The sequence below is a fragment of the Anaerolineae bacterium genome, from assembly GCA_014360855.1.
GTDB lineage: Bacteria > Chloroflexota > Anaerolineae > JACIWP01 > JACIWP01 > JACIWP01.
This window is the reverse complement of the sequence record JACIWP010000011.1, coordinates 1-22,086: the sequence shown is the minus strand read 5'-3', so window position 1 is coordinate 22,086 and position 22,086 is coordinate 1. Positions and strand designations below refer to the sequence as shown.

Annotated in this window: 22 protein-coding genes and 2 tRNA genes; 14 read left to right on the top strand and 10 right to left on the bottom strand. The window is 65.0% G+C overall.

Features of this window, described 5'->3' with window-relative positions; all coding sequences use genetic code 11:
• From H5T60_01320 to H5T60_01295, 6 genes are all read left to right on the top strand, one after another.
• A partial coding sequence (locus H5T60_01320) for a hypothetical protein (protein MBC7241069.1) occupies positions 1 to 398 on the top strand: 398 nt, incomplete at its 5' end.
• Between the two features lie 42 nt (positions 399 to 440).
• Positions 441 to 1,205 (top strand): ABC transporter ATP-binding protein, encoded by a 765-nt coding sequence (locus tag H5T60_01315; protein MBC7241068.1) that lies wholly within the window; start codon positions 441 to 443, stop codon positions 1,203 to 1,205.
• The gene (locus H5T60_01310; protein MBC7241067.1) at positions 1,198 to 1,923 is read left to right on the top strand and encodes an ABC transporter ATP-binding protein; all 726 of its coding nucleotides are present in this window, start codon (positions 1,198 to 1,200) and stop codon (positions 1,921 to 1,923) included. Before H5T60_01315 ends, H5T60_01310 begins: the two co-directional genes overlap by 8 nt.
• A gap of 12 nt (positions 1,924 to 1,935) precedes the next feature.
• Complete coding sequence (locus H5T60_01305; GenBank protein ID MBC7241066.1) at positions 1,936 to 3,165, top strand: Tm-1-like ATP-binding domain-containing protein; 1,230 nt, start codon at positions 1,936 to 1,938, stop codon at positions 3,163 to 3,165.
• A 4-nt stretch (positions 3,166 to 3,169) separates the two neighbouring features.
• Positions 3,170 to 4,012: a phosphoenolpyruvate hydrolase family protein gene (locus H5T60_01300; GenBank protein MBC7241065.1), complete on the top strand. Its 843-nt coding sequence runs from the start codon at positions 3,170 to 3,172 to the stop codon at positions 4,010 to 4,012.
• A gap of 91 nt (positions 4,013 to 4,103) precedes the next feature.
• The gene (locus H5T60_01295) at positions 4,104 to 4,649 is read left to right on the top strand and encodes a flavin reductase family protein (protein MBC7241064.1); all 546 of its coding nucleotides are present in this window, start codon (positions 4,104 to 4,106) and stop codon (positions 4,647 to 4,649) included.
• Here H5T60_01295 and H5T60_01290 read toward each other — a convergent pair.
• From H5T60_01290 to H5T60_01270, 5 genes are all read right to left on the bottom strand, one after another.
• Positions 4,646 to 5,137, bottom strand: coding sequence for an NYN domain-containing protein (locus tag H5T60_01290; protein ID MBC7241063.1), 492 nt, complete (start codon positions 5,135 to 5,137; stop codon positions 4,646 to 4,648). The genes H5T60_01295 and H5T60_01290 overlap by 4 nt on opposite strands.
• 43 nt (positions 5,138 to 5,180) lie before the next feature.
• On the bottom strand, positions 5,181 to 5,570 hold the full coding sequence (gene cdd, locus H5T60_01285) for a cytidine deaminase (protein MBC7241062.1): 390 nt from the start codon (positions 5,568 to 5,570) through the stop codon (positions 5,181 to 5,183).
• Positions 5,560 to 6,930, bottom strand: coding sequence for an HlyC/CorC family transporter (locus tag H5T60_01280; protein MBC7241061.1), 1,371 nt, complete (start codon positions 6,928 to 6,930; stop codon positions 5,560 to 5,562). The genes cdd and H5T60_01280 overlap by 11 nt, the downstream gene beginning before the upstream one ends.
• A 39-nt stretch (positions 6,931 to 6,969) precedes the next feature.
• On the bottom strand, positions 6,970 to 8,364 hold the full coding sequence (glmU, locus tag H5T60_01275) for a bifunctional UDP-N-acetylglucosamine diphosphorylase/glucosamine-1-phosphate N-acetyltransferase GlmU (protein MBC7241060.1): 1,395 nt from the start codon (positions 8,362 to 8,364) through the stop codon (positions 6,970 to 6,972).
• A 175-nt stretch (positions 8,365 to 8,539) separates the two neighbouring features.
• Positions 8,540 to 8,611 (bottom strand) — tRNA-Gln (locus H5T60_01270).
• Between the two features lie 127 nt (positions 8,612 to 8,738).
• Between H5T60_01270 and H5T60_01265 the strand changes: the two genes are divergently transcribed.
• Complete coding sequence (locus tag H5T60_01265; GenBank protein MBC7241059.1) at positions 8,739 to 9,578, top strand: MBL fold metallo-hydrolase; 840 nt, start codon at positions 8,739 to 8,741, stop codon at positions 9,576 to 9,578.
• Here the strand turns inward: H5T60_01265 and mutM are convergent.
• Genes mutM through H5T60_01250 form a run of 3 tightly spaced genes read right to left on the bottom strand, consistent with a single transcriptional unit; the run spans position 9,575 to position 12,467 of the window.
• Positions 9,575 to 10,396, bottom strand: coding sequence for a bifunctional DNA-formamidopyrimidine glycosylase/DNA-(apurinic or apyrimidinic site) lyase (gene mutM, locus H5T60_01260; protein MBC7241058.1), 822 nt, complete (start codon positions 10,394 to 10,396; stop codon positions 9,575 to 9,577). The genes H5T60_01265 and mutM overlap by 4 nt on opposite strands.
• A 16-nt stretch (positions 10,397 to 10,412) precedes the next feature.
• Complete coding sequence (locus H5T60_01255) at positions 10,413 to 11,819, bottom strand: zf-HC2 domain-containing protein (GenBank protein MBC7241057.1); 1,407 nt, start codon at positions 11,817 to 11,819, stop codon at positions 10,413 to 10,415.
• A 48-nt stretch (positions 11,820 to 11,867) separates the two neighbouring features.
• Entirely contained in the window at positions 11,868 to 12,467 is a 600-nt protein-coding gene (locus tag H5T60_01250; GenBank protein ID MBC7241056.1) for a sigma-70 family RNA polymerase sigma factor, read from the bottom strand.
• A 121-nt stretch (positions 12,468 to 12,588) separates the two neighbouring features.
• Here H5T60_01250 and H5T60_01245 point away from each other — a divergent pair.
• The 6 genes from H5T60_01245 (at position 12,589) to H5T60_01220 (ending at position 19,794) form a co-directional block, all read left to right on the top strand.
• A tRNA-Leu gene (locus H5T60_01245) sits at positions 12,589 to 12,674 on the top strand.
• A 162-nt stretch (positions 12,675 to 12,836) separates the two neighbouring features.
• Positions 12,837 to 13,877: a hypothetical protein gene (locus H5T60_01240; protein ID MBC7241055.1), complete on the top strand. Its 1,041-nt coding sequence runs from the start codon at positions 12,837 to 12,839 to the stop codon at positions 13,875 to 13,877.
• 22 nt (positions 13,878 to 13,899) lie between these two features.
• The gene (locus H5T60_01235; protein ID MBC7241054.1) at positions 13,900 to 14,784 is read left to right on the top strand and encodes a hypothetical protein; all 885 of its coding nucleotides are present in this window, start codon (positions 13,900 to 13,902) and stop codon (positions 14,782 to 14,784) included.
• A gap of 65 nt (positions 14,785 to 14,849) precedes the next feature.
• Positions 14,850 to 17,558: a cyclic nucleotide-binding domain-containing protein gene (locus H5T60_01230; GenBank protein ID MBC7241053.1), complete on the top strand. Its 2,709-nt coding sequence runs from the start codon at positions 14,850 to 14,852 to the stop codon at positions 17,556 to 17,558.
• A 143-nt stretch (positions 17,559 to 17,701) separates the two neighbouring features.
• On the top strand, positions 17,702 to 18,622 hold the full coding sequence (locus tag H5T60_01225; GenBank protein ID MBC7241052.1) for a ketose-bisphosphate aldolase: 921 nt from the start codon (positions 17,702 to 17,704) through the stop codon (positions 18,620 to 18,622).
• 140 nt (positions 18,623 to 18,762) lie between these two features.
• The gene (locus tag H5T60_01220) at positions 18,763 to 19,794 is read left to right on the top strand and encodes a 6-phosphofructokinase (protein ID MBC7241051.1); all 1,032 of its coding nucleotides are present in this window, start codon (positions 18,763 to 18,765) and stop codon (positions 19,792 to 19,794) included.
• Positions 19,795 to 19,835: 41 nt separating this feature from the next.
• Here H5T60_01220 and rsmI read toward each other — a convergent pair whose 3' ends face one another.
• Positions 19,836 to 20,672 carry a 16S rRNA (cytidine(1402)-2'-O)-methyltransferase gene (gene rsmI, locus H5T60_01215; protein MBC7241050.1) on the bottom strand — a complete coding sequence of 279 codons (837 nt, stop codon included), beginning with the start codon at positions 20,670 to 20,672 and terminating at the stop codon, positions 19,836 to 19,838.
• Positions 20,673 to 20,866: 194 nt separating this feature from the next.
• On the opposite strand from rsmI, the gene H5T60_01210 reads away from it, so the two are divergent.
• Positions 20,867 to 21,589: a response regulator transcription factor gene (locus H5T60_01210; GenBank protein MBC7241049.1), complete on the top strand. Its 723-nt coding sequence runs from the start codon at positions 20,867 to 20,869 to the stop codon at positions 21,587 to 21,589.
• A 9-nt stretch (positions 21,590 to 21,598) separates the two neighbouring features.
• On the opposite strand, the gene H5T60_01205 is transcribed toward H5T60_01210, so the two are convergent.
• A partial coding sequence (locus H5T60_01205) for a hypothetical protein (protein MBC7241048.1) occupies positions 21,599 to 22,086 on the bottom strand: 488 nt, incomplete at its 5' end.

Below are 22,086 nucleotides of genomic sequence, written 5' to 3'. Positions count from 1 at the left end.
CGCCTTCTGCCGCCGCGGAGTTCGCCTATGTCTGCATGATCATGATCCTGCGCGGCCTGGAGAAGGTGAACGGCGATGTCTCCGACAAGAAGGCGCTGGTGGAGGCTATGGCCTCGGTGGACCTGAGCGATGCGCCGCGCGGCCCGGTGAAGCTCGACCAGTACCACAACGCCATCGAGAACGTCTACATCCGCGTCACCGCCAAACTACCGGACGGCCTGGGCAACAAGGGGGTCGTTACCATCAAGAACGTGAGCCAGTTCGGCCCCTATGACCCCGGCGTGTACATGAAACAGCCGCCCGACGACAAGAACTATCCGCCCGACAAGTGCTCGGAGATGCCGGCGGAGATGCTGAAGGTCGAGAAAGATTACGAGTTCGTGCCGTTCGGCCAGTAATGGTGGTCCTTTCACAGCCTGCATAGTAGGAGAGGAAGCACAATGACAGGGCCCGATCAGAAGCTTGCTCTTTCTATCCAATCGGTATCGAAAAGCTTTGGCGGCGTCCAGGCGGTGCGTTCCGTCAGCCTGGATGTGCCGGTTGGCGAGAGGCGGGCTCTGATCGGGCCCAACGGCGCCGGCAAGACCACGCTGTTCAACGTGGTGACGGGAGAACTGCCGGCGGACGGCGGGCGCATCCAACTGTTCGGCGTGGACATCACCCACAAATCGGTGCAGGAGCGGGCCAGAATGGGTCTGGCCCGCACCTACCAGATCTCCCAGCTCTTCCTCCATCTGACCGTGGAGCAGAATCTGTTCCTGGCCGCCAGTGCCAACCGCGGCATGGAATTTCACCTGTTCCGGCCGTGGCACCGCTATCGATCGGAACGGGATTGGGTGTTAGAAGTCGCCGCACAGGTGGGCCTCTCCGATCATCTCCACGACATTGTCTCGGAGCTGTCGCACGGCCTCCAGCGCCAGTTGGAGCTGGGGATGGCTATGGCCATGCGGCCGCGGCTGTTGATGCTGGATGAGCCGGCCGCCGGACTTTCCCCTACCGAACGCACCACCCTTATCTCCCTCATCCGCAACCTGCCCCGCGAGATTACCTTGCTCCTTATTGAGCATAACATGGAAATCGTCCTGGATCTGGCGGACCGCATTACCGTGATGAACCGGGGTTCGGTGCTGGCGGAGGGGACGCCGGCGGAAATCCGCGCCAACGAAGAAGTACAGCGAGTCTATCTGGGAAGCTCCTATGCATAACTCAGGCAAAAAGAACGGCGCACTCCTCGAAGTCCAAGAAATCCATTCCTATTACGGGGACAGCCATGTCCTTCAGGGATGCTCCCTGAGGGTCGGCCAGGAATGCGTCGCCGTGCTGGGGCGCAACGGGATGGGGAAGACCACCCTCCTGCGCTCGATCATCGGGCTGAACCCCCCGCGGATGGGGCGTATCATCTGGAAAGGGCAGGATATTGTCGGGAAAAAGCCCTTTGAGATCGCCCAGCTTGGTATCGGATACGTGCCCCAAGGCCGCCGGCTCTTCCCCTCCCTCTCGGTGGAGGAGCATCTCAGCCTGACCTACCGGCGCACCGGTCGGCCGGACGAGTGGACCCCGCAAAGGGTCTTCGAGCTGTTCCCGGAGCTGGCAGAGCGCCGGCGGCTCAGCGGCGCCCGCCTCAGCGGCGGCGAACAGCAGATGCTCGCCATTGGGCGCGCCTTGGTGACCAACCCTGAGCTTATTCTTCTGGATGAACCTTCCGAGGGTCTGTCCCCCGTGGCAGTGGAACGGGTGATCGCGACCTGTCGGGAGCTGCGCAAAAACCGCATCGCTATCCTCCTGGTGGAGCAGAATATCCACGTCGCCCATGACCTGGCGGACCGTGTCTATATCATGGTCAACGGCAACACGGTGTACGAATCCAGCGCCGCCGAATTCCTGGATAACCCCGAACTGCGCTACAAGTACCTGGGCGTGTAGGAGAGAACTGCCATGACCAAGACCGTTGCCATCATTGGCGCCCTGGACACCAAGGGTGCCGAGTTTGCCTTCCTGAAGTCCGAAATTGAAAAGCGGGGGTGCAGGACATTTGTCATCAACGTCGGGGTGCTGGGAGAGCCGGCCTTTACCCCCGATGTGGATGCTTCCGTGGTGGCCGAGGCCGGCGGTGCCAAACTGGAGGACCTGATCGCCAAACGCGACCGCGGCGAGGCCATGCATGTCATGGCGCGCGGCATCCCCCATGTCCTGCGCAAGCTGTATGACGAGGGCAAGTTCGACGGGGTGATCTCCATGGGCGGGGGTGCCGGCACGGTCATCGCTACCAGCGGCATGCGCGCCCTGCCCGTAGGCGTGCCGAAACTCATGGTCACCACCCTGGCGTCCGGCGACACCAGCCCGTACGTGGGCACTTCGGATATTGTGATGATGCCCACGGTGGTGGATGTGGCCGGCCTGAACCGCATCAGCCGCATGGTCTTCTCCTATGCCGCCGGCGCCATCTGCGGCATGGTCATGAGCGAGGTCGAGAAACCGGCGGAAGAGAAGCCCCTCGTCGCCGCCACCATGTTTGGCAACACCACCCGGGCGGTGAATCATGCCCGCCAGATTATGGAGGCCAATGGCTATGAGGTGTTGGTCTTCCATGCCACAGGCACTGGCGGGAAGACCATGGAGATGCTGATTGAGAGCGGCTTTATCGCCGGCGTGATGGACATCACCACCACCGAATGGGCGGATGAGATTTGCGGGGGCGTGTTGAGCGCCGGCCCTACCCGGCTGGAGGCCGCCGCAAAAGCCGGCATCCCCCAGGTCGTCGTGCCGGGCTGTCTGGACATGTGCAACTTCTGGGCGCCGGAAACGGTGCCGGAAAAGTACAAGGACCGCCTCTTCTACCGCTGGAACCCCAACGTCACCTTGATGCGTACCACTCCTGAAGAGAACGCGCGCATGGGAGAGATTTTCGCCGAAAAGCTCAACGCCGCCAAAGGCCCGGTAGTGGTGCTTATCCCCACCAAGGGATGGTCGGAGCTGGACGCGCCCGACAAACCCTTCTGGTGGCCCGAGGCGGACCAGGCGTTCATTGATGCTCTCAAGCGCAACCTGCGCCCAGATATCCCGGTGATTATGATGGACCACAACATCAACGACCCGGAGTTCTCCGGCAAGGTGGCCGAGACACTGCTCGAACTGCTGAAACAGCACAGCAAGAAGGAGGCATAAAGCTATGGCCATTCCACGCAGTGAGATTTTGAAGAAGCTGTATGCCAAGGCGGAGGCCGGCATCCCTATCATTGGCGGCGGCGCGGGGACAGGGATTTCGGCCAAATGCGAGGAGGCCGGCGGGATTGACCTCATCATCATTTACAACACCGGCCGCTATCGGATGGCCGGCCGCGTTTCCATCACCGGGCTGTTCGCCTACGGCGATGCCAACCAGATCGTCATGGAGATGGCCGGCGAGGTCCTGCCGGTGGTCAAGCACACGCCGGTGCTGGCCGGCGTCAACGCCACCGATCCATTCCGCCTTATGCCGCTCTTCCTGAAGCAGGTGAAGGAAATGGGCTTCTCCGGCGTCCAGAACTTCCCCACCGTCGGCCTGTTCGACGGGAAGATGCGCGCCAATATGGAAGCGACCGGCCTGGGCTATGACAAAGAGGTGGAGATGATCCGCCTGGCCCATGAGATGGACCTGCTGACCACCCCGTACGCCTTCACGGAGGATGAGGCCCAGGCGATGGTCAAGGCCGGCGCCGACATCATCGTCGCCCACGTGGGTCTGACCACCGGCGGCACCATTGGGGCCGCGGCGGCCATGACCATGGACGAGGCCATTGACACGGTCATGCGCATCGCGGACGCCGCCCGCAAGATTCGCAAAGACGTGCTGGTGCTCTGTCACGGCGGGCCGTTCGATGAGCCGGAGAACGTGGCCAAGGCCCTGGAGCGCATGCCCGGCATCAACGGCTTCTACGGCGCCTCCAGCGTCGAGCGCCTGCCGGTGGAGCGGGCCATCAAGGAGCAGGTGCAGAAGTTCACGCAGATGAAAGTTGCCCCGTTCAAACCCTGAGCGGCAGAGCCGGCATGAACATCCTGCCAAGGGGAGGGGTATGCCGGCCCCTCCCCTTATCGCTGTTCACCTACTACTGAGGAGCCGCACCATGACCTATCACACCGTACCCTATGACGCGTTCCTGCGCCAGACCCTGGCCCGTCTGGCCGACCCCGGCCTCTTCCTTGTCTCCCATGGGCAGGACGGTCGCACCAATGCCATGGCCATCGGCTGGGGCACCATCGGCATTATCTGGGGCAAGCCCATGTTCCTGGTGTTGGTGCGCCCCTCGCGCTTCACTTACAGCCTGTTGGAGCAGAGCGATTCCTTCACTGTGTGCGTGCCGGCCCCCTCCCAATACGATGCCCTGCTGTACTGCGGCAACCATTCCGGCCGTGACGAGGACAAGCTGGCGGTTTGCGGCCTGGAGACCGTGCCATCCTTGCGGGTGCGCACCCCCGGCCTGGCCGGCACCCCCTTGATCTACGAATGCCAGATCGTGCACCATAACGATATCCTGGCCGGCAACCTGGAGAAGAGCATCATCACGGAGTATTATCCGCAGGACAACTATCATCGGGTGTATTTCGGGGAAATCCTGGCAGTGCGCGCACTGCCGGATGCGGAGGCTCTGCTGGAGCCGGCCAGGCGCTAGGGCGTATGCTTCGGGCGCCGGCGCCGCGCAAACAGGGCCTGCCATTCCTCTAATTCTTCCGGCGTGAGGGATGGCTCCGGCTTTTCCTCTTCCCCCGCCGGCTGGCCGGGCGCCGGCCCCTGCATCATGCGCACAAACTGCTCCGCCGAGATCACATTGGCCCCCGTGCGGCGCGCCCTCTGGGCCAGAGAGGCATCGGATGTCACCACCGTGATGTCTCGCGGCCGCGCGGCCCTGCTCAGCCGGCGCACGATTTCCTCGTCTGCGCTCTTCCCGGGCCGGCACCATATCGCCTGCACATCGGCGTACGGAGAGGCCTGCTGGGGCACATAGTACAGCCCGGGGTCGAACACCACCGCGATCTGATGCCGCCGGCGCTGGGCAAACACGTGCAGGCGCTCCAGCAGTATCTGTTCGTCATTCGGGTCGTCCAGGCGCATGCCCGGATAATGCCCGATAAGGTTGTGCCCATCGATCAGAAAGCGCATGTGCACCTCTGCCGGCGGTTGGCTGTGTCCATGGCCCGTAAGGCTATCTCGGCAAGTCCTGCGGCCCGAAAGAGGCCGGCAGGAGCTCCTCCAACCGCCACTGCCGCACGCGATCATCCATGTCCACGGAGATGACCAATATGTCCAGGCCGAACTCCGCCAACACCTGCCGGCAGGCCCCGCAGGGGCTGGCGCCGTTGGACGAGGCGATGGCAATGGCCGCGAACTCGCGCTCGCCGGCGGTCACCGCCTTGAACACCGCCACACGTTCGGCACAGACGGTCAACCCGTAAGAGGCGTTTTCCACGTTGGCGCCGGTGAAGACCCTGCCGGAGCGGGTCAACAGCGCCGCCCCGACCGCGAAGTGGGAGTACGGCGCATAGGCGCCTTCCCTGGCCTGCTTGGCCTGCTCGATCAAAGCGTCAATGTTCACGGGAATTATCCTTTGTGGGAGGGGGGATGCGGCTGGCCTGCGGCTCGCCCTCGTCAGCGGTGGGGGCCGCCTCCTGCCGGACGACGCGCACCTTGCCGATGCGCCGGCCGATCAGGCTCAGCACCGTGATGGTGATGCCGTCGTAGGAAATGGTGTCCCCGACGGCCGGCACCCGCCCCAGTTGATTGTAAATGAACCCGCCCAGCGTATCACTGCCCTCGTCGGCGATCTCCACCCCCACCAGCTCGGCGAAATCGTCGAGGTTGATGCGGGCATCCAGGATGAACTCGTTCTCGCCCACCTTCTGGTACATAGGCTCTTCCCGGTCATACTCATCCTGTATCTCGCCGACGATTTCCTCCAGCAGGTCCTCGATGGTGACCAGGCCGGCGGTTCCGCCGTACTCATCCACCACGATGGCCATGTGCACCTTGCGCTGTTGGAGGTCCGGCAGAAGCTGATCCACCTTCTTGGTCTCGGGGATGAAGTACGGCTCCCGCACGATGGACTCCAGCGGGACATCGGTCTCGCCCCGCTTAAGGTAGGGCAGGAGGTCTTTCACGTACAGGACGCCGATGATGTTGTCAATAGTGCCCTTATAGACCGGGATGCGGGAATGGCCGGCCTGCATGATGATGTCCAGCGCCTCCAGCAGGGGGGTGCCGGCTTCCACCGCCACGATGTCAATGCGCGGCACCATGACCTCCCGCACCAGGGTATCCCCTAGCTCGAAGATGCTGTAGATCATCTCCTTCTCGTCTTCCTCGATGACGCCCTCTTCCTCATAGGCGTCCACGAGGGTCCTAATCTCTTCTTCGATCTGGGGCTGGGGCTCCTCATCCTCGGCGCCGATCAGGCCGCGCAGGAGGGAGCCCAGGCCGTAGGCCAGCAGGCCGGCCGGCCAGAACAACAGCCTCACCAGGGCTAGGGGCCGCGCCAGCGCCAGTGCCAACGGCTCGGGATAGCGCCGGCCCACCTGCATCGGGAGCCATTCCCCGAACAGGAAGACCGCCAGGCCGATTAGCAGTACCAGGATGACGACGGCCAGCCATGTGCTCGCTGGGGCCAGCCAGGGGACGCCGGCCAGCCAGCGCGCCAGTTCCGGGTACAAGGCCGGCGTCACCAGCACGGCAATGGCGGCATATAGCAAGGCCCGCGCGCTGTACAGGGCCGCATGCAGGCGGTCGGGATGATCGAGCAGGTCAGCCGCCAGATGAGCGGCCGGCTGTTGCGCTTCCTGCAGTTGTCTCAGGCGGGAGCGGCGCAGATGGGTGAGAGCCGTGTGGCCGGCGGTGATGACCGCCTCAACGCTCAACAGAAGGATTGTGATCAACCAGACGATACTACGGTCAACGTCCAAGCGAAATACTCCTTACTTGCATCCGGGCAGACGAAACGCCTACGCCGGCGGTTCCCCTTCCTTGTTCTGGGGCGGGATGTCCTCGCGCTGCCGGCGGACGCGCGCCGGCACGCCGTACACCACCGCGCCCGGGGGCACATCGTGTGTGACGACCGAGCCGGCGCCGGTGATAGCGCCGGCGCCGATGCGCACCGGCGCCACCAGCAGGGAATCGCTCCCAATGAAGACGTCATCCTCGATGATGGTCTGATGCTTGCGCTTGCCGTCGAAGTTGCAGGTGATGGTGCCGGCGCCGATGTTCACGTTGCGGCCGATTTGCGCGTCGCCGATATAGCTGAAATGCCCCATCTTGGTGCCCGGGCCCAGGTAGGCGTTCTTGACCTCGCCGAAGTTGCCCATGTGCACGCCCTGGGCCAGGTGTGCCCCCTTGCGCAGATGCCCGAAGGGGCCGATATCCACATCATCTTCCACCAGGGCGGATTCCAGCACAGACGCCAGGATGGTACAGCGGTTGCCGATGGTGCTGTCGCGGATCACGCTGTTGGGGCCGATGCGGCACTCCTCGCCGATGCGGGTGGTACCGAGCAAATGGGTGTTGGGGAAAATGACGGTGTCCTGGCCGATTTCCACGTCCATATCAATGTAGGTGGTCTCCGGGTCGGTCATGGTGACGCCGGCCAGCATCCAGCGCTCGTTGATGCGCCGGCGCATCACCCGCTCGACCTGCGCCAGGTGCAGACGGTTGTTTACCCCCAGCACCTCGCTCACATCCGCAAGCTTCCAGGTGGCGACAGCATAGCCCTCTTCGGCGGCCATGGCCACCAGGTCGGTGAGGAAATATTCTCCCTTGGGGCTGAGGGGAAGCCGGTCCAGATGTTCCCACAGCCAGGCGCTCTCGAAGCAGTACACGCCGCAGTTCAATTCGGTGATGCGCTTCTGCTCCGGCGTGGCGACCGCCTCCTCGACCACGGCGAGGACGCGGCCGGCCGCATCCCGCACCACCCGGCCAAAGCCCATCGAGTCCTGTGACTCGACCGTCAGCATGGTCAAGGGGGTGTGCGAACGCTGGGCCTCATGGAGCTGGAGCAGACCGCGGAGGGTCTCGCCCCGCAGGAGCGGCATATCGCCGTACAGCACCAGCACCGTGCCCTGCCAGCCCTCCAGCAGGGGGTGGGCCTGCATGACGGCGTGACCGGTGCCCAACTGCTGGGCCTGATAGGCGTATTCGGCCTGGTCGCCCACCGCGGCGCGCACGGCATCGGCGGCGTGTCCCACGACCAAGATGGGCCGCCGGCCCTCGCCGATGGCCTGGCGGGCGGCCTGCAGGCTGTACCAGATCATGGGCCGGCCGGCGATGGGATGCAGAACCTTGGGGAGGCGGGAGCGCATGCGGGTGCTCTGGCCGGCGGCCAGGATGACTGCGGCAGTGTCCATATGTTCCCTTACCTTATCGGCAGACTCGAGCGCAAAACAACAAACGACCAGAGGCCGGCTTTCCCTTCCTGCCGCGCCTTGGCCGTTCGTCCACGGCGTTCCTTCATCTGAACCACCCAATCACCGCTCATCGTATCCCGGGCAGGACCCGATGTCCTGTCAGCCGTCCCCTGAGCTGGGGCGGGAGGATTCGAACCTCCGAATCGCGGCTCCAAAGGCCGCTGCCTTACCGCTTGGCGACGCCCCACTGCGAATTCAGAGCGCCATTCATTGTATCACATTTAATGTCTTGGTGCAACTTTTCGCGTATCTTGCGCAATCCGGCCCTCTATCCTATACTCTCTGCCAGCATTCTGTAGTGGGGGATCGCCGGCATGTATCAACTGGGAAACGTGCGTATACAGCTCCTGAGCGACGGCCTCATTTGGGACGACGGCGGCGGGGCGTTCGGCCTGGTGCCGCGCACCCGCTGGGAGAAGGTCATCCCGCCGGATGAATACAACCGCATCCCTATGCGCTCCGACTCCCTGCTCATCGAGTCCGCCGGCAAGCGCATCCTGGTGGACACCGGCTACGGGGAGAAGCTGACGCCGGCGGATATCGAGCGCCTTTCCCTGCAGGGCCGGCGCCTGCGCGAGAGCCTGGCGGATATCGGCCTTTCCCCCGAGGACATTGACATCGTCATCAACACGCACCTGCACGCCGACCACTGCGGCGGTAATACTGTGTACGCGGACGGCCGGGTCGTGCCGGCCTTCCCCCGGGCGGAGTACTGGATCCAGCGGCTGGAGATGGCCGACGCCCGCTATCCCAACGAGCGCACGCGCAACACCTATTTCGCCGAGAACTTCGTCCCATTGGAGGAAAGCGGCCGTCTGCGCCTGCTGTTCGGCGATACGCGCGTCACCCCCGAGGTGCTCTGCATCGCCACGCCCGGGCACACGCGCGGGCATCAGTCGGTATATATCGAGTCCGCCGGCCAGAAAGCCCTTTTCCTCGGGGATGTGGCCACGCTGGCCATCGGCATGGAGCGCCTGGCTTGGGTCACCGCCTATGATATAGACCCCATGCAGAATATCGAGACCAAGCGCCGGCTGGGCCGCTGGGCCATCGAGGAGCACATCCTGCTCATCTTCATGCATGACCCGAATATCCGCGCCGGCTATCTGCGGGAGCAGGACGGCTGGTGGAAGTTGGAGCCGGTGGAGCTTTAGGGCTGGGCCGGCTGGCAGTGGGGGCAGAAGTGGGTGCCGCGCTGTCCGACGACGATGCGCTCGATGGGGGTTCCGCACCGCCGGCACGGTTCGCCCTGCCGGCGGTAGACGTTCAGGCGAAATTGGTTCTGACCGCTCTCGCCGTTCGCATCGCGGTAATTGCGTAAGGTTGTGCCGCGGTGGTCAATGGCCTCCTGCAGTATCTCCCGGATGGCGGCATGCAGTGCGCGGACCTCCTCCATGTCCAGATCCGCGGCGCGGCGCAGGGGATGGATGCCGGCGCGGAACAGCGCTTCATCGGCGTAGATGTTTCCCACGCCGGCGATGATCCCCTGGTTCAGCAAGAGCGGCTTAATGGCCCCTTTGCGCCGGCGCAGGATGTCCGCCAGCCGCTCCGCGGTGAACTCCGCGCTCAGCGGCTCCACCCCCAGCGCTTGCAGGACCTCTTCGGGGGAATTCACCAGGTAGAGCCGGCCGAACTTGCGGATATCCACGTACCACAGGTCCCGGCCATCGGTCAGGTGGAAGATGGCGCGCACGTAAGGGTGCGGGGGCGTGGTGCGAGGGAAGACGCAGAAGCCGCCGGTCATGCGCAGATGGGCCAGCAGGGAGCGCCCATCGTCCAGGGAGAAAATGATGAACTTGCCGCGCCGGCCCACATCCATGATCCGCCGGCCGGCCAGCTCCTGGATAAAGGCCGGCACCTCCGGGCATGCCACAGAACGCGGCCAGAGCACCTCCACTTCCTGGATGATGCTCTGGCCGATAAGCCGCTGTAATCCCCGTGCGATGACCTCGACTTCAGGAAGCTCGGGCATAGAGCGGTCCTGACGCTTATGCTCGCGGGCGCACGACCCAGGTGGCGCCGGCCAGCGATACCACGATCAGCGCCAGCGCGATCTCCACCAGCCGGATGAGGAACAGGGTATCCTCGTTGAAGAAGCCGGCGCCCTGGCTGACCTCCGGAGCAGGGACCGGGGCCTCTTCCGGCACGGCAGGAGTGGCCGGCGCGGCCGGCATGGCGCGCTGGGCGACCACGGTCGCCGGTTCCTCGACCTGCGGCGCGGCCGGCGTCGGTGCGGCTTGGCCGGCCTCGGCCGGCGGCACAGGCGTCGGTGTGGGCATGGGCTGGGGCGTCGGGGTCTCGGTCGGCGCCGGCGTGTCCGTGGGGGTCGGTGTGGGTATGGGCGTCAGTTCCTCCACGGTTGGGCTGGGCAGGGCCTCGCTTTCCGCTGTTCCAGTGATTGCTTCAGCCCCCATGGGTTGGGTGCCCGGCACAACGCCGGCTCCGCCGGCGCCGCCCATACCGCCGGCCTCGCCCAATCCACCACCGCCCGCTCCAGGCGGTGCTGGCACTTCGTCCGGCGACGTGACCGGCGGCTCGATAATGACCTCGGACGGGCTGGCGCCCGGGGTGCCCTCCGCCGGCGTAGGCAGAGGTATGAGCTTTGCCTGGGCGGTCGCGGTCAGCTCCTCAGGAGGAGGGGTCTCCGAAGCGGCGGCTACTGCCACCTGCGGGAGCGCAACGGCCGGCGCGGTAATAGTGACCTCGACGCCAGGGGCGAGGGTGCCCTCCGGAAGGGCCGGCGTGGCCGTAACCTCGATGCCGGCGGCCATCATTTCCGGGGTGTGGGCCGGCGTCTCCGCGGGGGCAAGCCCCTCTACCGTTGTTGGGGGCACAGCCATTCGTTCCATCACCGCGCCGGCTTCCGGTGTGGCCGGCGGCGCTTCGGTCGGCGCCTGTTCCGGTGGCGTCAGGACTTTGGCGGCAGGCGCTTCGGCCGGCTGGGTGGCCAGCACCGCTTCCTGCGTCGTGATAGCCGGCGCCTCGGCGATCAGGGTGACAGGCGCGGGGGCGGCAGCGCGCTCCATCATGGGAGCGGGCGCGGCCGGCACACCCAGCATGCCCTGGCGCAGGAGCAAGTCGCCGGCCAGCACCACCGCCAGCATCATGGCGACGGCGACGGTGGCGGCGCGCAGGAAGGCGAAGACGGCGCTCGGGCGCGCCGGCTGGACATCGGCCGGCCGCAGGACAAAGGAGCGCGGTATTTCTACCGCCGGCAGGGCGTGCAGGAGCCGCACGATGCCCTGCAGGCTTTCCAGGCGCTGACGGCACTCGGCGCAGGCGGCAAGGTGGCGCTGGGCGCGCTGCATCTCGCTGGCCGGCAGGGCCCGGTCCATATATGCGGAAAGCATCTCATCGTCGAGATGATTGCGCAGTGAATCCTTCGATGCGAACATTACCTATTCTTCTCCACGTCCCGGATCATTCCAACCCTATACCTCTGGTCACTCACTGGATAGACGATAGGGGTAGGGCAAAAGTTCCTTGTGCTCCAGCAGTATATCCCGCAGGCGGGCGCGGGCGCGGCTCAGGCGGGACTTGACCGTGCCCAGCGAGACGCCGGTGATGTCGGCGATCTCCTGATAGCTCAGGCCTTGGATGTCCGCCAGCACCAGGGTTACGCGCTGGTCGGGCGGGAGCTGGTCAATACTGCGCTGGATCAGCTCGCTGAGTTCGGCGCGCAGGGCATAGGATTCGGGGCTTTCCTGGGGGCTTTGCAGGCGCATGGCGTGTTCGGGGTCCACGCTGAGGTCTTCCAGGGAGTCCGCCGGCCGGCGCTGTTTGTGGCGCAGCGCGTCATAACAGGCATTGGTCACGATGCGCGCCAGCCAGGCCTTGAACGAGCCGCCGCGGAACTGGTCCATGGCCCGGTACGCCTTGATGAAGCTCTCTTGGGTGACATCAGCGGCCAGGTCGCTGTCGCCCAGGATGCGGTAGGCGACATTATAGGCAAAGCCCTGGTACTGGAGCACGAGCTGGTTAAAGGCCGACAGGTTGCCCTTTTTGGCGGCCTTAATCAGTCCGGCTTCGTCGAATGGTGACATATGGCTTTCCGCGCAATATCTGTTTGGGCCGCCGGCCGGCCTGCGCCGTCAGATACTGCTCCGGACATGCGCCGGCGGACTTGACGAAAGCTCGTGATTGCATTATACTTTATTTTGGTATGCCGAAGTGGCGGAACAGGCAGACGCGACGGTCTCAAAAACCGTTGAGGATCACACCTCGTGTGGGTTCGACTCCCACCTTCGGCACTCCGCCGTGATCAACGGATGGTACGACTGACAACATTATACCAGCAATGGAGAATTCAGGCCAGGGGCGTGATGGTGGATTTCCGCAGGCAGTGGCACGAGAGATGACAGCTAGCCGCGCGGCAGCCCCTGGTATTTTATCGCCGAGGAGTGGAGTCCCGCATGATAGAATTCAGTCGTAAGCTCATCCTGTTACTGCTGGGCGCCGGCATGGCTCTCGGCATTGTCATTGGCCTGGTGATCGGATGGGTGATCTGGCCGGTCGAATATATTGATACAGACCTCTCGGACCTGAAATCCCAGTACAAAGAAGACTACGTGCTCATGGTGAGCGCGGCGTTCGCCCAGAACGGCAACCTCCAACAGGCCGTGGATCGCCTGGAGAAGCTGGGCGCGCCCAACCCCGGCCAGCTTGTGGCCGTGCAGGCCGAACGCTATATTGCCGAGGGCCGCGATATCGGCGATATCCGGGCGCTGGTGAACCTGGCCAATGCCATGGGGGCGGCGACCTCGCGCATGCTGGCCTACCTGGCCACGCCGACCGCCACTTTCACGCTCACGCCGGCCCCCACCGCTACCTGGACGCCGGTGCCGGCAACCCCCACGGACACGCCCGTGCCGCCTACGCCGACGGATACGCCCACCCCGGTGCCGACGCCCACCCCCACAGCCACCTTCACACCGGTGGCGGCGGCCAGCACGCCGCGCCAGAGCACGCCGTCCCAACCCCGCGCCACCAACACGCCGGCCGCTCCCACCGATACGCCGGCGCCGACCCGGCCGGCGGTGGACTACCGCATCATCACCCAGCGTATGCTGACCATTCAGGAGAACGGCGGGTGCGCCGGCAATCACCATATCTTTATCAAGGTGATTGATCTGGCCGGCAACCCCATTGACGGCGTCGTCATCCACGGCATCTGGACCAATGAGAACCATGTGTCCGGCGAGAAGGGGCCGGGCAGGGCGGAGATCGCCCTCTGGAAATCGGGCGAGCAGGTACAGGTGATTGCCGACGCGGAAGGCCCCCGCACCAGCGAGGTCTCGCGGGTGCTGGATGTGCGCGAGGAGAACATCCCGGTTGAGGAACTGGTCGCCGCCGGCTACTGCAGCAGTGTGGCGGAATGCCAGCAGTTGCTCAGCCAGAACCGATTGTGCAACTATCACCACTCCTACGAGGTGGTGTTCCAGCGGCAGTGGTAAGACGCCTGCCCGGGAGTGACCGATGATCATTGGCAGTCACCGTGAGGTCGCTCTGCTGGTGATGATCGGCCTCCTGATAGGGATTGCTGTCGGGCTGTATTGCAGTTGGGGCCTCTGGCCCGTGGAGGATTACGCCAGCACGCCGGCGCAGGTCAAGCGGGAGTATATCCCGGATTATATGGTGCTCATCGCCGAGCGCTATATGTTCGATGGGGACCTGCCGGCGGCCAAAGCCCGTTTGTCGGAGTTAGGGGTTCCGGAACCTGCGCAGGCGGTCGCCGACCTGGCCGGCCAGTACATCCGCGAGGGGCGTGAGGTGAGCAAAATCCGCGCCCTGGCCCAACTGGCCTACGGCTTGGGCACCGCCACCAGCGGCCTGGCCATTTACATCAACCCGGCGGGGGTACCGACCGCGACGCCCACATCTCCGCCATCACCTACCGCCACATCCTCGCCGACATTCACGCCCGTTCCTGCTGTGACGCCGGCGGCGACGCCGGCACTGCCGACCAGCGCGCCGGCGGTATCACCGACGCCCGTGCCCAGCCCCACGGCCGGCCGGCTGGTCTTCTGGCTGACGGAGCGCCGGCGCATCTGCGGCCAGGGCGAAGGCCCTGGGCGCATCGAGATATTCGTCAAGGACGACGAAGGGCAGGCCTGTCCCAACGTCGCGGTGGAGCTGGCGTGGGCCGATGGCCAGGAGACGATATATACGGGCCTGAAGCCGGAGCGAGGGCTGGGTTTCGCCGATTTTCAACTGGTAGATAGAGCGCAGGTCTATACGGTACAGCTTGCCGGCAGTGAGGAACGGATCGAAGGGCTGACGGGGGACCCGCGAGCCGCCGGCTGTCCATCAGGAACCGGCTACGTGTCCTGGCAATTGACATTTACGGGGAATCGGAGATAATAGGGCAAGTTACGGCGCCGCTGGCGCCGGCATGGTCATGAAAACAAAGACGGAGGTAATAGCGCGTGAAACTACGCTATCTCAGTAAAGCGCCCCTCTTCGGCGAACTGCCCCACGAGGTTCTGGAGCGGATCGCCGAGAAAATGCGTCCGCACACCTTTGCCAAGGGAGAGACGATCTTCTCCCGCGGCGACCCCAGCGAAGCGCTCTATCTCATCAAATCGGGTTGGGTCCATCTGCGCGGCGAGGGCAATGCCCTCATCGCCACGTTGGGCCCCGGCAGTTTGCTGGGAGAGGCGGATGTCCTGCTCCGGCGGCCGCATTCCGCCGGCGCCACCGCCGCCGACGCCGTCGAGGCCTGGGCCCTGCCGGCCGAGGTGTTGGACGAGCTGGTCCGCGCCCACCCGGAGAGCGGCCTGCTCCTTTCGGAGGCCTTGGGACAGCGCATCGCCGCCCTGGAACAGTACCTGGTGGACGGGCGGCTCCGGCCTGTGCCGGCCTTCGCCCCACTGTCCGACGAAATCCTCAACGCCATTGCCGGTGCCATGGCGCTGACGCGCTTCCCCGTCCAGAGCATCCTCTTCCGGGAAGGGGAGCCGGCCCCCGGCCTGTTCCTCATCGAGCAGGGCCGTGTCCAGGTCTTCTCCTCCTGTGACGCCGACGGCGAGTATATCGAGCTGGGGCCGGGCGACATGCTGGGCGAGATGCCGGCCCTCACCGGCAAGCCCTGTATGTCCACTGCCAAGGCGTTGGAAGATACCCTGGCCTGGACCCTCTCCACCGAGGCCTTGGGTGCCCTGATGGAACGCTACCCGGCCATCCGCCGCTCGTTGAGCGAGACCGCTCGCGAGCGGCTGAGCGCGGATGACCAGGAGCAGGCCGCCGGCAAACTGCGCGAACTACCCCTCTTCGCCGGCCTGACGCCGGAAGCGCTGGCCGAAGTGGCCGCGGCGCTGGTCCTGCGGCATGTGCCGGCCGGCGAAACCGTCTATCAGCGCGGCGATCCGGGCGATGCCCTGTACCTCATCGAATCGGGCGAGGTGCGGGTCCTGCCCGAAGAGCACGGCGCCGCCTCGTTCCGCCTGTGCGCCGGCGAGTTTTTCGGCGAGACCGCACTGCTCACCGGCCGGCCGCGCTCCGTCACCGTCAAGGCGGAGAGCGACACCAACCTGTGGGTGCTGTACCGGGCGGACTTCGAGCGGCTGGTCAATAAGTACCCTGCCATCAGCCTGGCCCTCAGCCGGCTGTTGAGCGAGCGCCTGGCGGCCGCTGACCGCACCTTTGTCACCCGCCACATGCGCTATCTCTCCCTGCTGGCCGGCCTCAGCCCCCAGCAGTTGGAGGATGTCAATGACCGCCTGCGGCCGGCCAAGTTCCGCGCCGGCGAGATCATCCTGCGCGAAGGCACCCACGGCGACGTCATGTACCTCATCGAATCGGGTCAGGTGGAAGTTACCGCCGGCGCCGATTCCCCCATTCTGCTGGCCACGCTGTCGGACGGCGACTTCTTCGGCGAAATGGCTCTGCTCACCGGCCGGCCGCGCATCGCTACCGTGCGCGCCGTCACCGATGTGGACCTGTGGGCACTGCAAAAAGCCGATTTCGACGAGCTCCTGCTCAAGTACCCGACGCTGACCGTGACCCTCAGCAAGGTGCTCAGCCAGCGCCTGAGCGGGGCCAACGGCCGGCTCCTCAGCGAGCGGCTGGGCCGGCCCGTGCGGCCGGCGCCGGCTCCAGAGCCGGCTGTCGCGCCGGTGCCGCGCACCACGCCGACTATGGTGCGGCGCCAGCCGGCCGTCACCACCGCCGAACGGCCCTCGCCGGCCTTCGGCCTCCAGCGGTCGGTCGTCAATGCTGTGCAGGGGCTACAGCGCTCCTTTGACTCGGCCGCCGCCTGGTTCGGTACCCGCAGTGCGCCGGCCAAAGCGCGCCTCATCGCCCTTGTCCTCCTGCTGGCCTGGCTGGGCGGCGTGGCGGCGCCGGCGACCATCATCTCCCTGTTGAGCAGTGAGGTGAACCTGGGCTCCAGCGCCAACGCCGTCCTGCAGGCGGTACCGGAAAGCTCTACGCCGGCGGGCATGGAGGACGCTGTACTGGGTGCCGTGCCGAGCGATACGCCGGCGGCCATGCTGGCCCTGGCCCCGACGGACACGCCCGTCCCCACGGACACGCCCGTGCCGCCGACCCCAACCTTCACACCTGTGCCGCCGACGCCCACGGAGACGCCCGTGCCGCCGACTCCGACGGCCACCTTCACGCCCCTGCCGCCGAAGGAGAGCGCGCCGGTGGCCGCGGCCGCCGCGGCGCCGGCCCCGAAGGAGCAACCGGCGGCCGCTGTGGTCCAACAGCCCTCCCTGCCGCCAGTGCAGTGGGACGGCCGGCTGGATGCTATGGGCGTCCGCATCGCCGGTGTGGATGTGCCGGCCGGCCAGCCGTACTGGCGGGTGGTGAAGGTGCAGTGGGGCAACGAGCAGGAGTCCCAGGGCAAGCACCATATCTATGTGGAAGTGCTGGATGAGGCCGGCAACCGCATCGTCGGCCAGCCGGTGGTCGTCTTCTGGCCGGGCGGGCAGGAGATTCTGCGCACCGAGGACAAGCCGGCGCCGGAATACGCCTGCAACTTCCCCATGTACGCCGTGCTGGGCACCTACTCCGTGCGCGTGGATGGGCTTCCCAGCGAGACGCTGGTGGGGTTGGGCATGGGCACGCCGGAACTGCCGGCCTGGAAGATTCACACCACCTTCTACATCACCTTCCAGCGCACGGTGCGGTAGCCTGTGAGGGTGATGCCGGCATGAACCTGACGCCGCGATCGCATAACCCAGGTTAGGGACTGCGAATACCCCGTCGGAGACAACGAGGCCGGCGGGGTATTTTTCCATTTACGAGACGATACTCTGATACAGGAGGAGAACAAATGCCGCTCGTCACACCGACCGAAGTCTACAAGCAGGCCATGGCACAGCGGTTTGCCATCGGCGCATTCAATGTGAATAATATGGAGGCGGTACAGGCCATTGCCGAAGCCGCGCAGGAGGAGCGGGCGCCGGTCTTTATCCAGGTCAGCCAAGGCGCCATCCGCTACGCCGGCCTGGCCTATGCCGCCGGCTTGGTCAAGATCGCCGCCAGCCAGGTGGATGTGCCGATTATCCTGCACCTGGACCACGGCACCGACTTTAACCAGAACGTGATGTGCCTGCGCGCCGGCTTCACCTCCCTGATGTACGACGGCTCCAAAAAACCCTTTGAGGAGAACGTCGCCGTCACCAAGCGTGTGGTGGAGATCGCCCATATCGTCGGCATCCCGGTGGAGGCGGAGCTGGGTCAGGTCCTTCAGAGCACCGACGGCGTGACCGAGGAACAGGTGCGTGCCGCCATGACTGACCCGGACCAGGCCAAGCTCTTTATCGAGCTGACGGGTGCCGATTCCCTGGCGGTCGCCATCGGCTCCGTGCACGCCATGCGCTCGGCGGAGGCGGAGCTGGACATTGACCGCTTGCGCGCCATCCGCGCTAAGGTCAACGTGCCGCTGGTCCTGCACGGTTCCTCGGGCGTCAAAGAGGACTCCATCCGCGAGGCCATCGAACACGGCATTTGCAAGATCAACGTGGCGACCTACCTGAACCAAGCCTTTGTCCAGGGCCTGCGGGAGACCATCGAGAAGATGCCCTACGAGCCGGATTACCGCAAGCATTTGCAGGTGGCGCGGGAGTATGTGAAGGAGCGCGTGCGGGAGAAGATCCGGCTGTTCGGTTCCAACGGGCGCATTGACTCGACAGGAGGCTTTGTCAGCCCCCGGACGGTGCATCGCTCGGTGGACCTGGGTGCGTTGGAGTGACGCCGGCGCTGTGCCATCGACCGCGTAGGTCATTTCGATAACCGTGGCAAAGGGGCTGTGGGGCTTCCTACAGCCCCTTTGCCCTGATTGGCGTAAAGATTGTGAAACCATCATCAGAAGTGCGACGAAGGAGGAAAGAGATGCGAATCGGTGTACTGACAGGAGGAGGAGATGTGCCCGGCCTGAACGCGGCCATCCGGGCCGTGGCACGCCGGGCCTACCAGCTTGGCTGGGAAGTCATGGGGGTGCGCAAGGGATGGGCCGGCATGGTCTCCGGCGAGATCGAACCCCTCACCCCGGACCAGGTGTCCGGCATCCTGCATATTGGCGGCACCATCCTGGGTGCGTCCCGCACCAACCCGCTCAAGCGTCCCGAGGACATGCAGGCCTGCCTGGATAACTTCGAGAAATTCGGCCTGGATGCCCTGGTGGTCATCGGCGGGGATGATACTCTGAGCGTGGCCCTGGGCCTGTATGAGCGCGGCGCCAAGGTCGTGGGTATCCCCAAGACCATGGACAACGACGTGGCCGAGACGGAGTACTGCATCGGCTTTGACACGGCGGTCAGCACGGTGGTGGATGCGCTGGACAAGCTCCATACGACGGCCAGCGCGCATCACCGCGTCATCGTGGTGGAGGTGATGGGGCGCGACGCCGGCTGGGTGGCCACCATGGGCGGGCTGGCCGGCGGCGCCGACCTGATCATGATCCCCGAGGTGCCCATGTCGCTGGAGCAGGCGGCGGAGCATGTGCGCCGGCGGTGGGACCGCGGCAAACAGTTCAGCATCATTGTCGTCGCCGAGGGAGCTCGCATTCCCGAAATCGTCACCAAAGAGGAAGAGCTGGGGGAGCGCGATGATTTCGGCCATGTGCGCCTGGACCGCCGCGGCATCGGCGAGACGGTGGCGCGCGAGATCGAGCGCCGCACCGGCTTCGAAAGCCGCTGTGTGGTGCTGGGCCATCTCCAACGCGGCGGCTCGCCCTCAGTGTTCGACCGCGTGCTGGCCACGCGCTTCGGCGTCGGCGCTGTGGAGCTGGTACAACTGGGCAAATTTGGCTATATGGTGGCCCTCAAGGCCAACAAGATCGTCCCCGTGCCCCTGCGTGACGCCCTGGCCTACAACCGCACGGTGGACCTGGAGCTGTACCACCTGGCAGAGATTTTCTATTGATGGTGAGCGATCTCCCGCAGGTTGTAACCTGCGGGAGATGTTTATTCCATCGCCGTCCGCAGGCCAAGCTGATACACCTCGCGGCGCGACCAGCCGGCCTGGCCGGCGATGCGCCGCGAGGCTTCTTTCAGTGAGATGCCCTCTGCCAGCAATCGGGCCAGCTCTTGCCGCACCTGCTCCTCGCTCCAGCGCCGGCCGGCCGTGTTCTCCTCGCTTGCGCCGGCGATGACCAGCGTGAATTCGCCGCGCGGCGCCTGCGTCCGAAAGTGCTCCAGCGCCTGGCTCAGCGTGCCGCGCCAGAATTCCTCATGCACCTTCGTCAGCTCGCGGGCGACGGCCAGGTGCCGATCGCCCAGTATCTCCAGTGCATCTTCCAGCGTCTCTAATAAACGGTGAGGGGCTTCGAAGCACACCAGGGTATAGGGCAGGGAGGCGATGTCAGTCAGGGTCTTGCGGCGGGCAGTGGCGCGGGCCGGCAGAAACCCCAGGAACACGAAGCGATCCGCCGGCAGGCCCGAGGCCGCCAGCGCAGTGGTCACCGCGGAGGGGCCTGGGATGGGGACGACGGGGAAGCCGGCGGCCAGGGCCTCCTGCACCAGGCGGTACCCCGGGTCGGAGATGCCCGGCATGCCGGCCTCCGAGACAACGGCCACATCTCCCTGGGCTAATGCCTGCAGTAGCTCCGCCAGGCGGGCCGGCGGGCTGTGCTCATGGAAGCTGATCAGTGGTGTGGATATCTCGTAGCGCGCCAGAAGCTTGCGCGTGGTGCGGGTATCCTCTGCGGCGATGAGGAAAACCTCTTTCAGCACCCGCAGGGCGCGCAGGGTGATATCCTCGAGATTGCCGATGGGGGTCGCGACCAGGTACAGCGTTCCCATATCCCCTCACCTGTCGATGCCGGCAGACGTGGATGATCATCGAGCGCATGGCCCATCAAAGAGATAGACAATCGGCACGGAATTCATTATAATATGCATAAGAGCAAGAGTATTTCGGAGAATGCGATCCGCCGCGGTTCGGCGTCCACCACGTTGCAGGCGAAGGTCAATCTCCCGGTGAGACCAGGAGACCCATGAGCACACGCGAACATATCCTGGTAGTGGATGATGACAAGGCTCTTCTGCAGGTGCTGGAGCTGACCCTCTCAGAACATGGGTATGAGGTCTCATGCGCCACCAGCGGCCTGCAGGCCCTGCGCCTCATCTTTCAGCGTCAGCCCGACCTGGTTATCCTCGATATCGGCATCCCCGAGCTGAACGGCTGGGATGTCTGCCAGCGCATTCGCGAGATGAGCGATATCCCCATCCTCATCCTGACGGCCTACTGCGAGCAGGAGGACCGCATCAAAGGGTTGACCCTGGGGGCGGATGACTATGTGGTCAAGCCCTTCGATATCCCCGAACTGCTGTTGCGGATACGGGCGATCCTGCGGCGTGCCCGGCCGGCCCTTCCGCCGGCGCTACCCCCGAGCCATCGCTACGATGACGGGCATCTATTGATTGACCTGGACGCGCACCTGGTGCAGTACGACGGCCGGCCCATCCATCTGACGCCGCACGAGTTCGACCTGCTGGCGTGTATGGTGCGGCATGTGGGGAAGACGCTGTCCCCAGATTTCCTGCTCTCCCAGGTCTGGGGGCTGGATATGCCCGGTAAGGCCAATCAGTACATCAAGACATACATCCGGTATCTGCGCAAGAAGATCGAGCCGGACCCCGAGCATCCACGCTATATCCTCACGGAGCGCGGGCTGGGCTACCGTCTGGCGCGCGCCCCGGGGCCTCCGCCGGCCTGACGCCGGCGTTCAGCGGCCGCGCTTTTTGGCCGGCATGATCTGGCTGTGGTACGAACTGCCGGATAAAATCCCCTCCAGGTTGGTGAAGCGCTCGTGGATCTGAATGCCGCCGGCACCGATGCTGAAGCGGTAGATGCCGCGGTCATGGTTCACGCCGCGCATTTTGAGGATGGTCAGCGCCCTCTGCATGGCGCTTTCCACCTCCACATAGCGCAGGAGGATGATGCCGTCCACCACGTAGCCCAGCCGGCCCTCCTCTTCCAGCGTCATGCCCTGCATGCGGTCCTCTACCGTCAGGAACGAGGTGATGCCCTCGCGCTTCAGCCCGTTCACCAGGTGATGGTACACCTCCCGCAGGCGCACCGGGTCCGTGGTGACCCGTTTGAACAGGGATACGCTGTCAATCACGGCGCGCCGCACGTTCCAGTCCTGGATGAAGTCGGCGATCAGGCTCTCGGGAGCCTGGAGGCCGGCCAGGAAGATCTCCGGTGAGGTAA

Excerpts from the sequence above, each read along its gene's own strand:
- H5T60_01225 (MBC7241052.1), top strand. The coding sequence starts at position 17,702 with ATGCCGCTCGTCACACCGACCGAAGTCTACAAGCAGGCCATGGCACAG.
- H5T60_01290 (MBC7241063.1), bottom strand. The coding sequence starts at position 5,137 with ATGCGCTTTCTGATCGATGGGCACAACCTTATCGGGCATTATCCGGGC.
- H5T60_01210 (MBC7241049.1), top strand. The coding sequence starts at position 20,867 with ATGAGCACACGCGAACATATCCTGGTAGTGGATGATGACAAGGCTCTT.
- H5T60_01220 (MBC7241051.1), top strand. The coding sequence starts at position 18,763 with ATGCGAATCGGTGTACTGACAGGAGGAGGAGATGTGCCCGGCCTGAAC.
- glmU (MBC7241060.1), bottom strand. The coding sequence starts at position 8,364 with ATGGACACTGCCGCAGTCATCCTGGCCGCCGGCCAGAGCACCCGCATG.
- H5T60_01310 (MBC7241067.1), top strand. The coding sequence starts at position 1,198 with ATGCATAACTCAGGCAAAAAGAACGGCGCACTCCTCGAAGTCCAAGAA.
- H5T60_01300 (MBC7241065.1), top strand. The coding sequence starts at position 3,170 with ATGGCCATTCCACGCAGTGAGATTTTGAAGAAGCTGTATGCCAAGGCG.
- H5T60_01255 (MBC7241057.1), bottom strand. The coding sequence starts at position 11,819 with ATGTTCGCATCGAAGGATTCACTGCGCAATCATCTCGACGATGAGATG.
- H5T60_01240 (MBC7241055.1), top strand. The coding sequence starts at position 12,837 with ATGATAGAATTCAGTCGTAAGCTCATCCTGTTACTGCTGGGCGCCGGC.
- H5T60_01235 (MBC7241054.1), top strand. The coding sequence starts at position 13,900 with ATGATCATTGGCAGTCACCGTGAGGTCGCTCTGCTGGTGATGATCGGC.
- mutM (MBC7241058.1), bottom strand. The coding sequence starts at position 10,396 with ATGCCCGAGCTTCCTGAAGTCGAGGTCATCGCACGGGGATTACAGCGG.
- H5T60_01265 (MBC7241059.1), top strand. The coding sequence starts at position 8,739 with ATGTATCAACTGGGAAACGTGCGTATACAGCTCCTGAGCGACGGCCTC.
- H5T60_01305 (MBC7241066.1), top strand. The coding sequence starts at position 1,936 with ATGACCAAGACCGTTGCCATCATTGGCGCCCTGGACACCAAGGGTGCC.
- rsmI (MBC7241050.1), bottom strand. The coding sequence starts at position 20,672 with ATGGGAACGCTGTACCTGGTCGCGACCCCCATCGGCAATCTCGAGGAT.
- H5T60_01295 (MBC7241064.1), top strand. The coding sequence starts at position 4,104 with ATGACCTATCACACCGTACCCTATGACGCGTTCCTGCGCCAGACCCTG.
- H5T60_01250 (MBC7241056.1), bottom strand. The coding sequence starts at position 12,467 with ATGTCACCATTCGACGAAGCCGGACTGATTAAGGCCGCCAAAAAGGGC.
- H5T60_01315 (MBC7241068.1), top strand. The coding sequence starts at position 441 with ATGACAGGGCCCGATCAGAAGCTTGCTCTTTCTATCCAATCGGTATCG.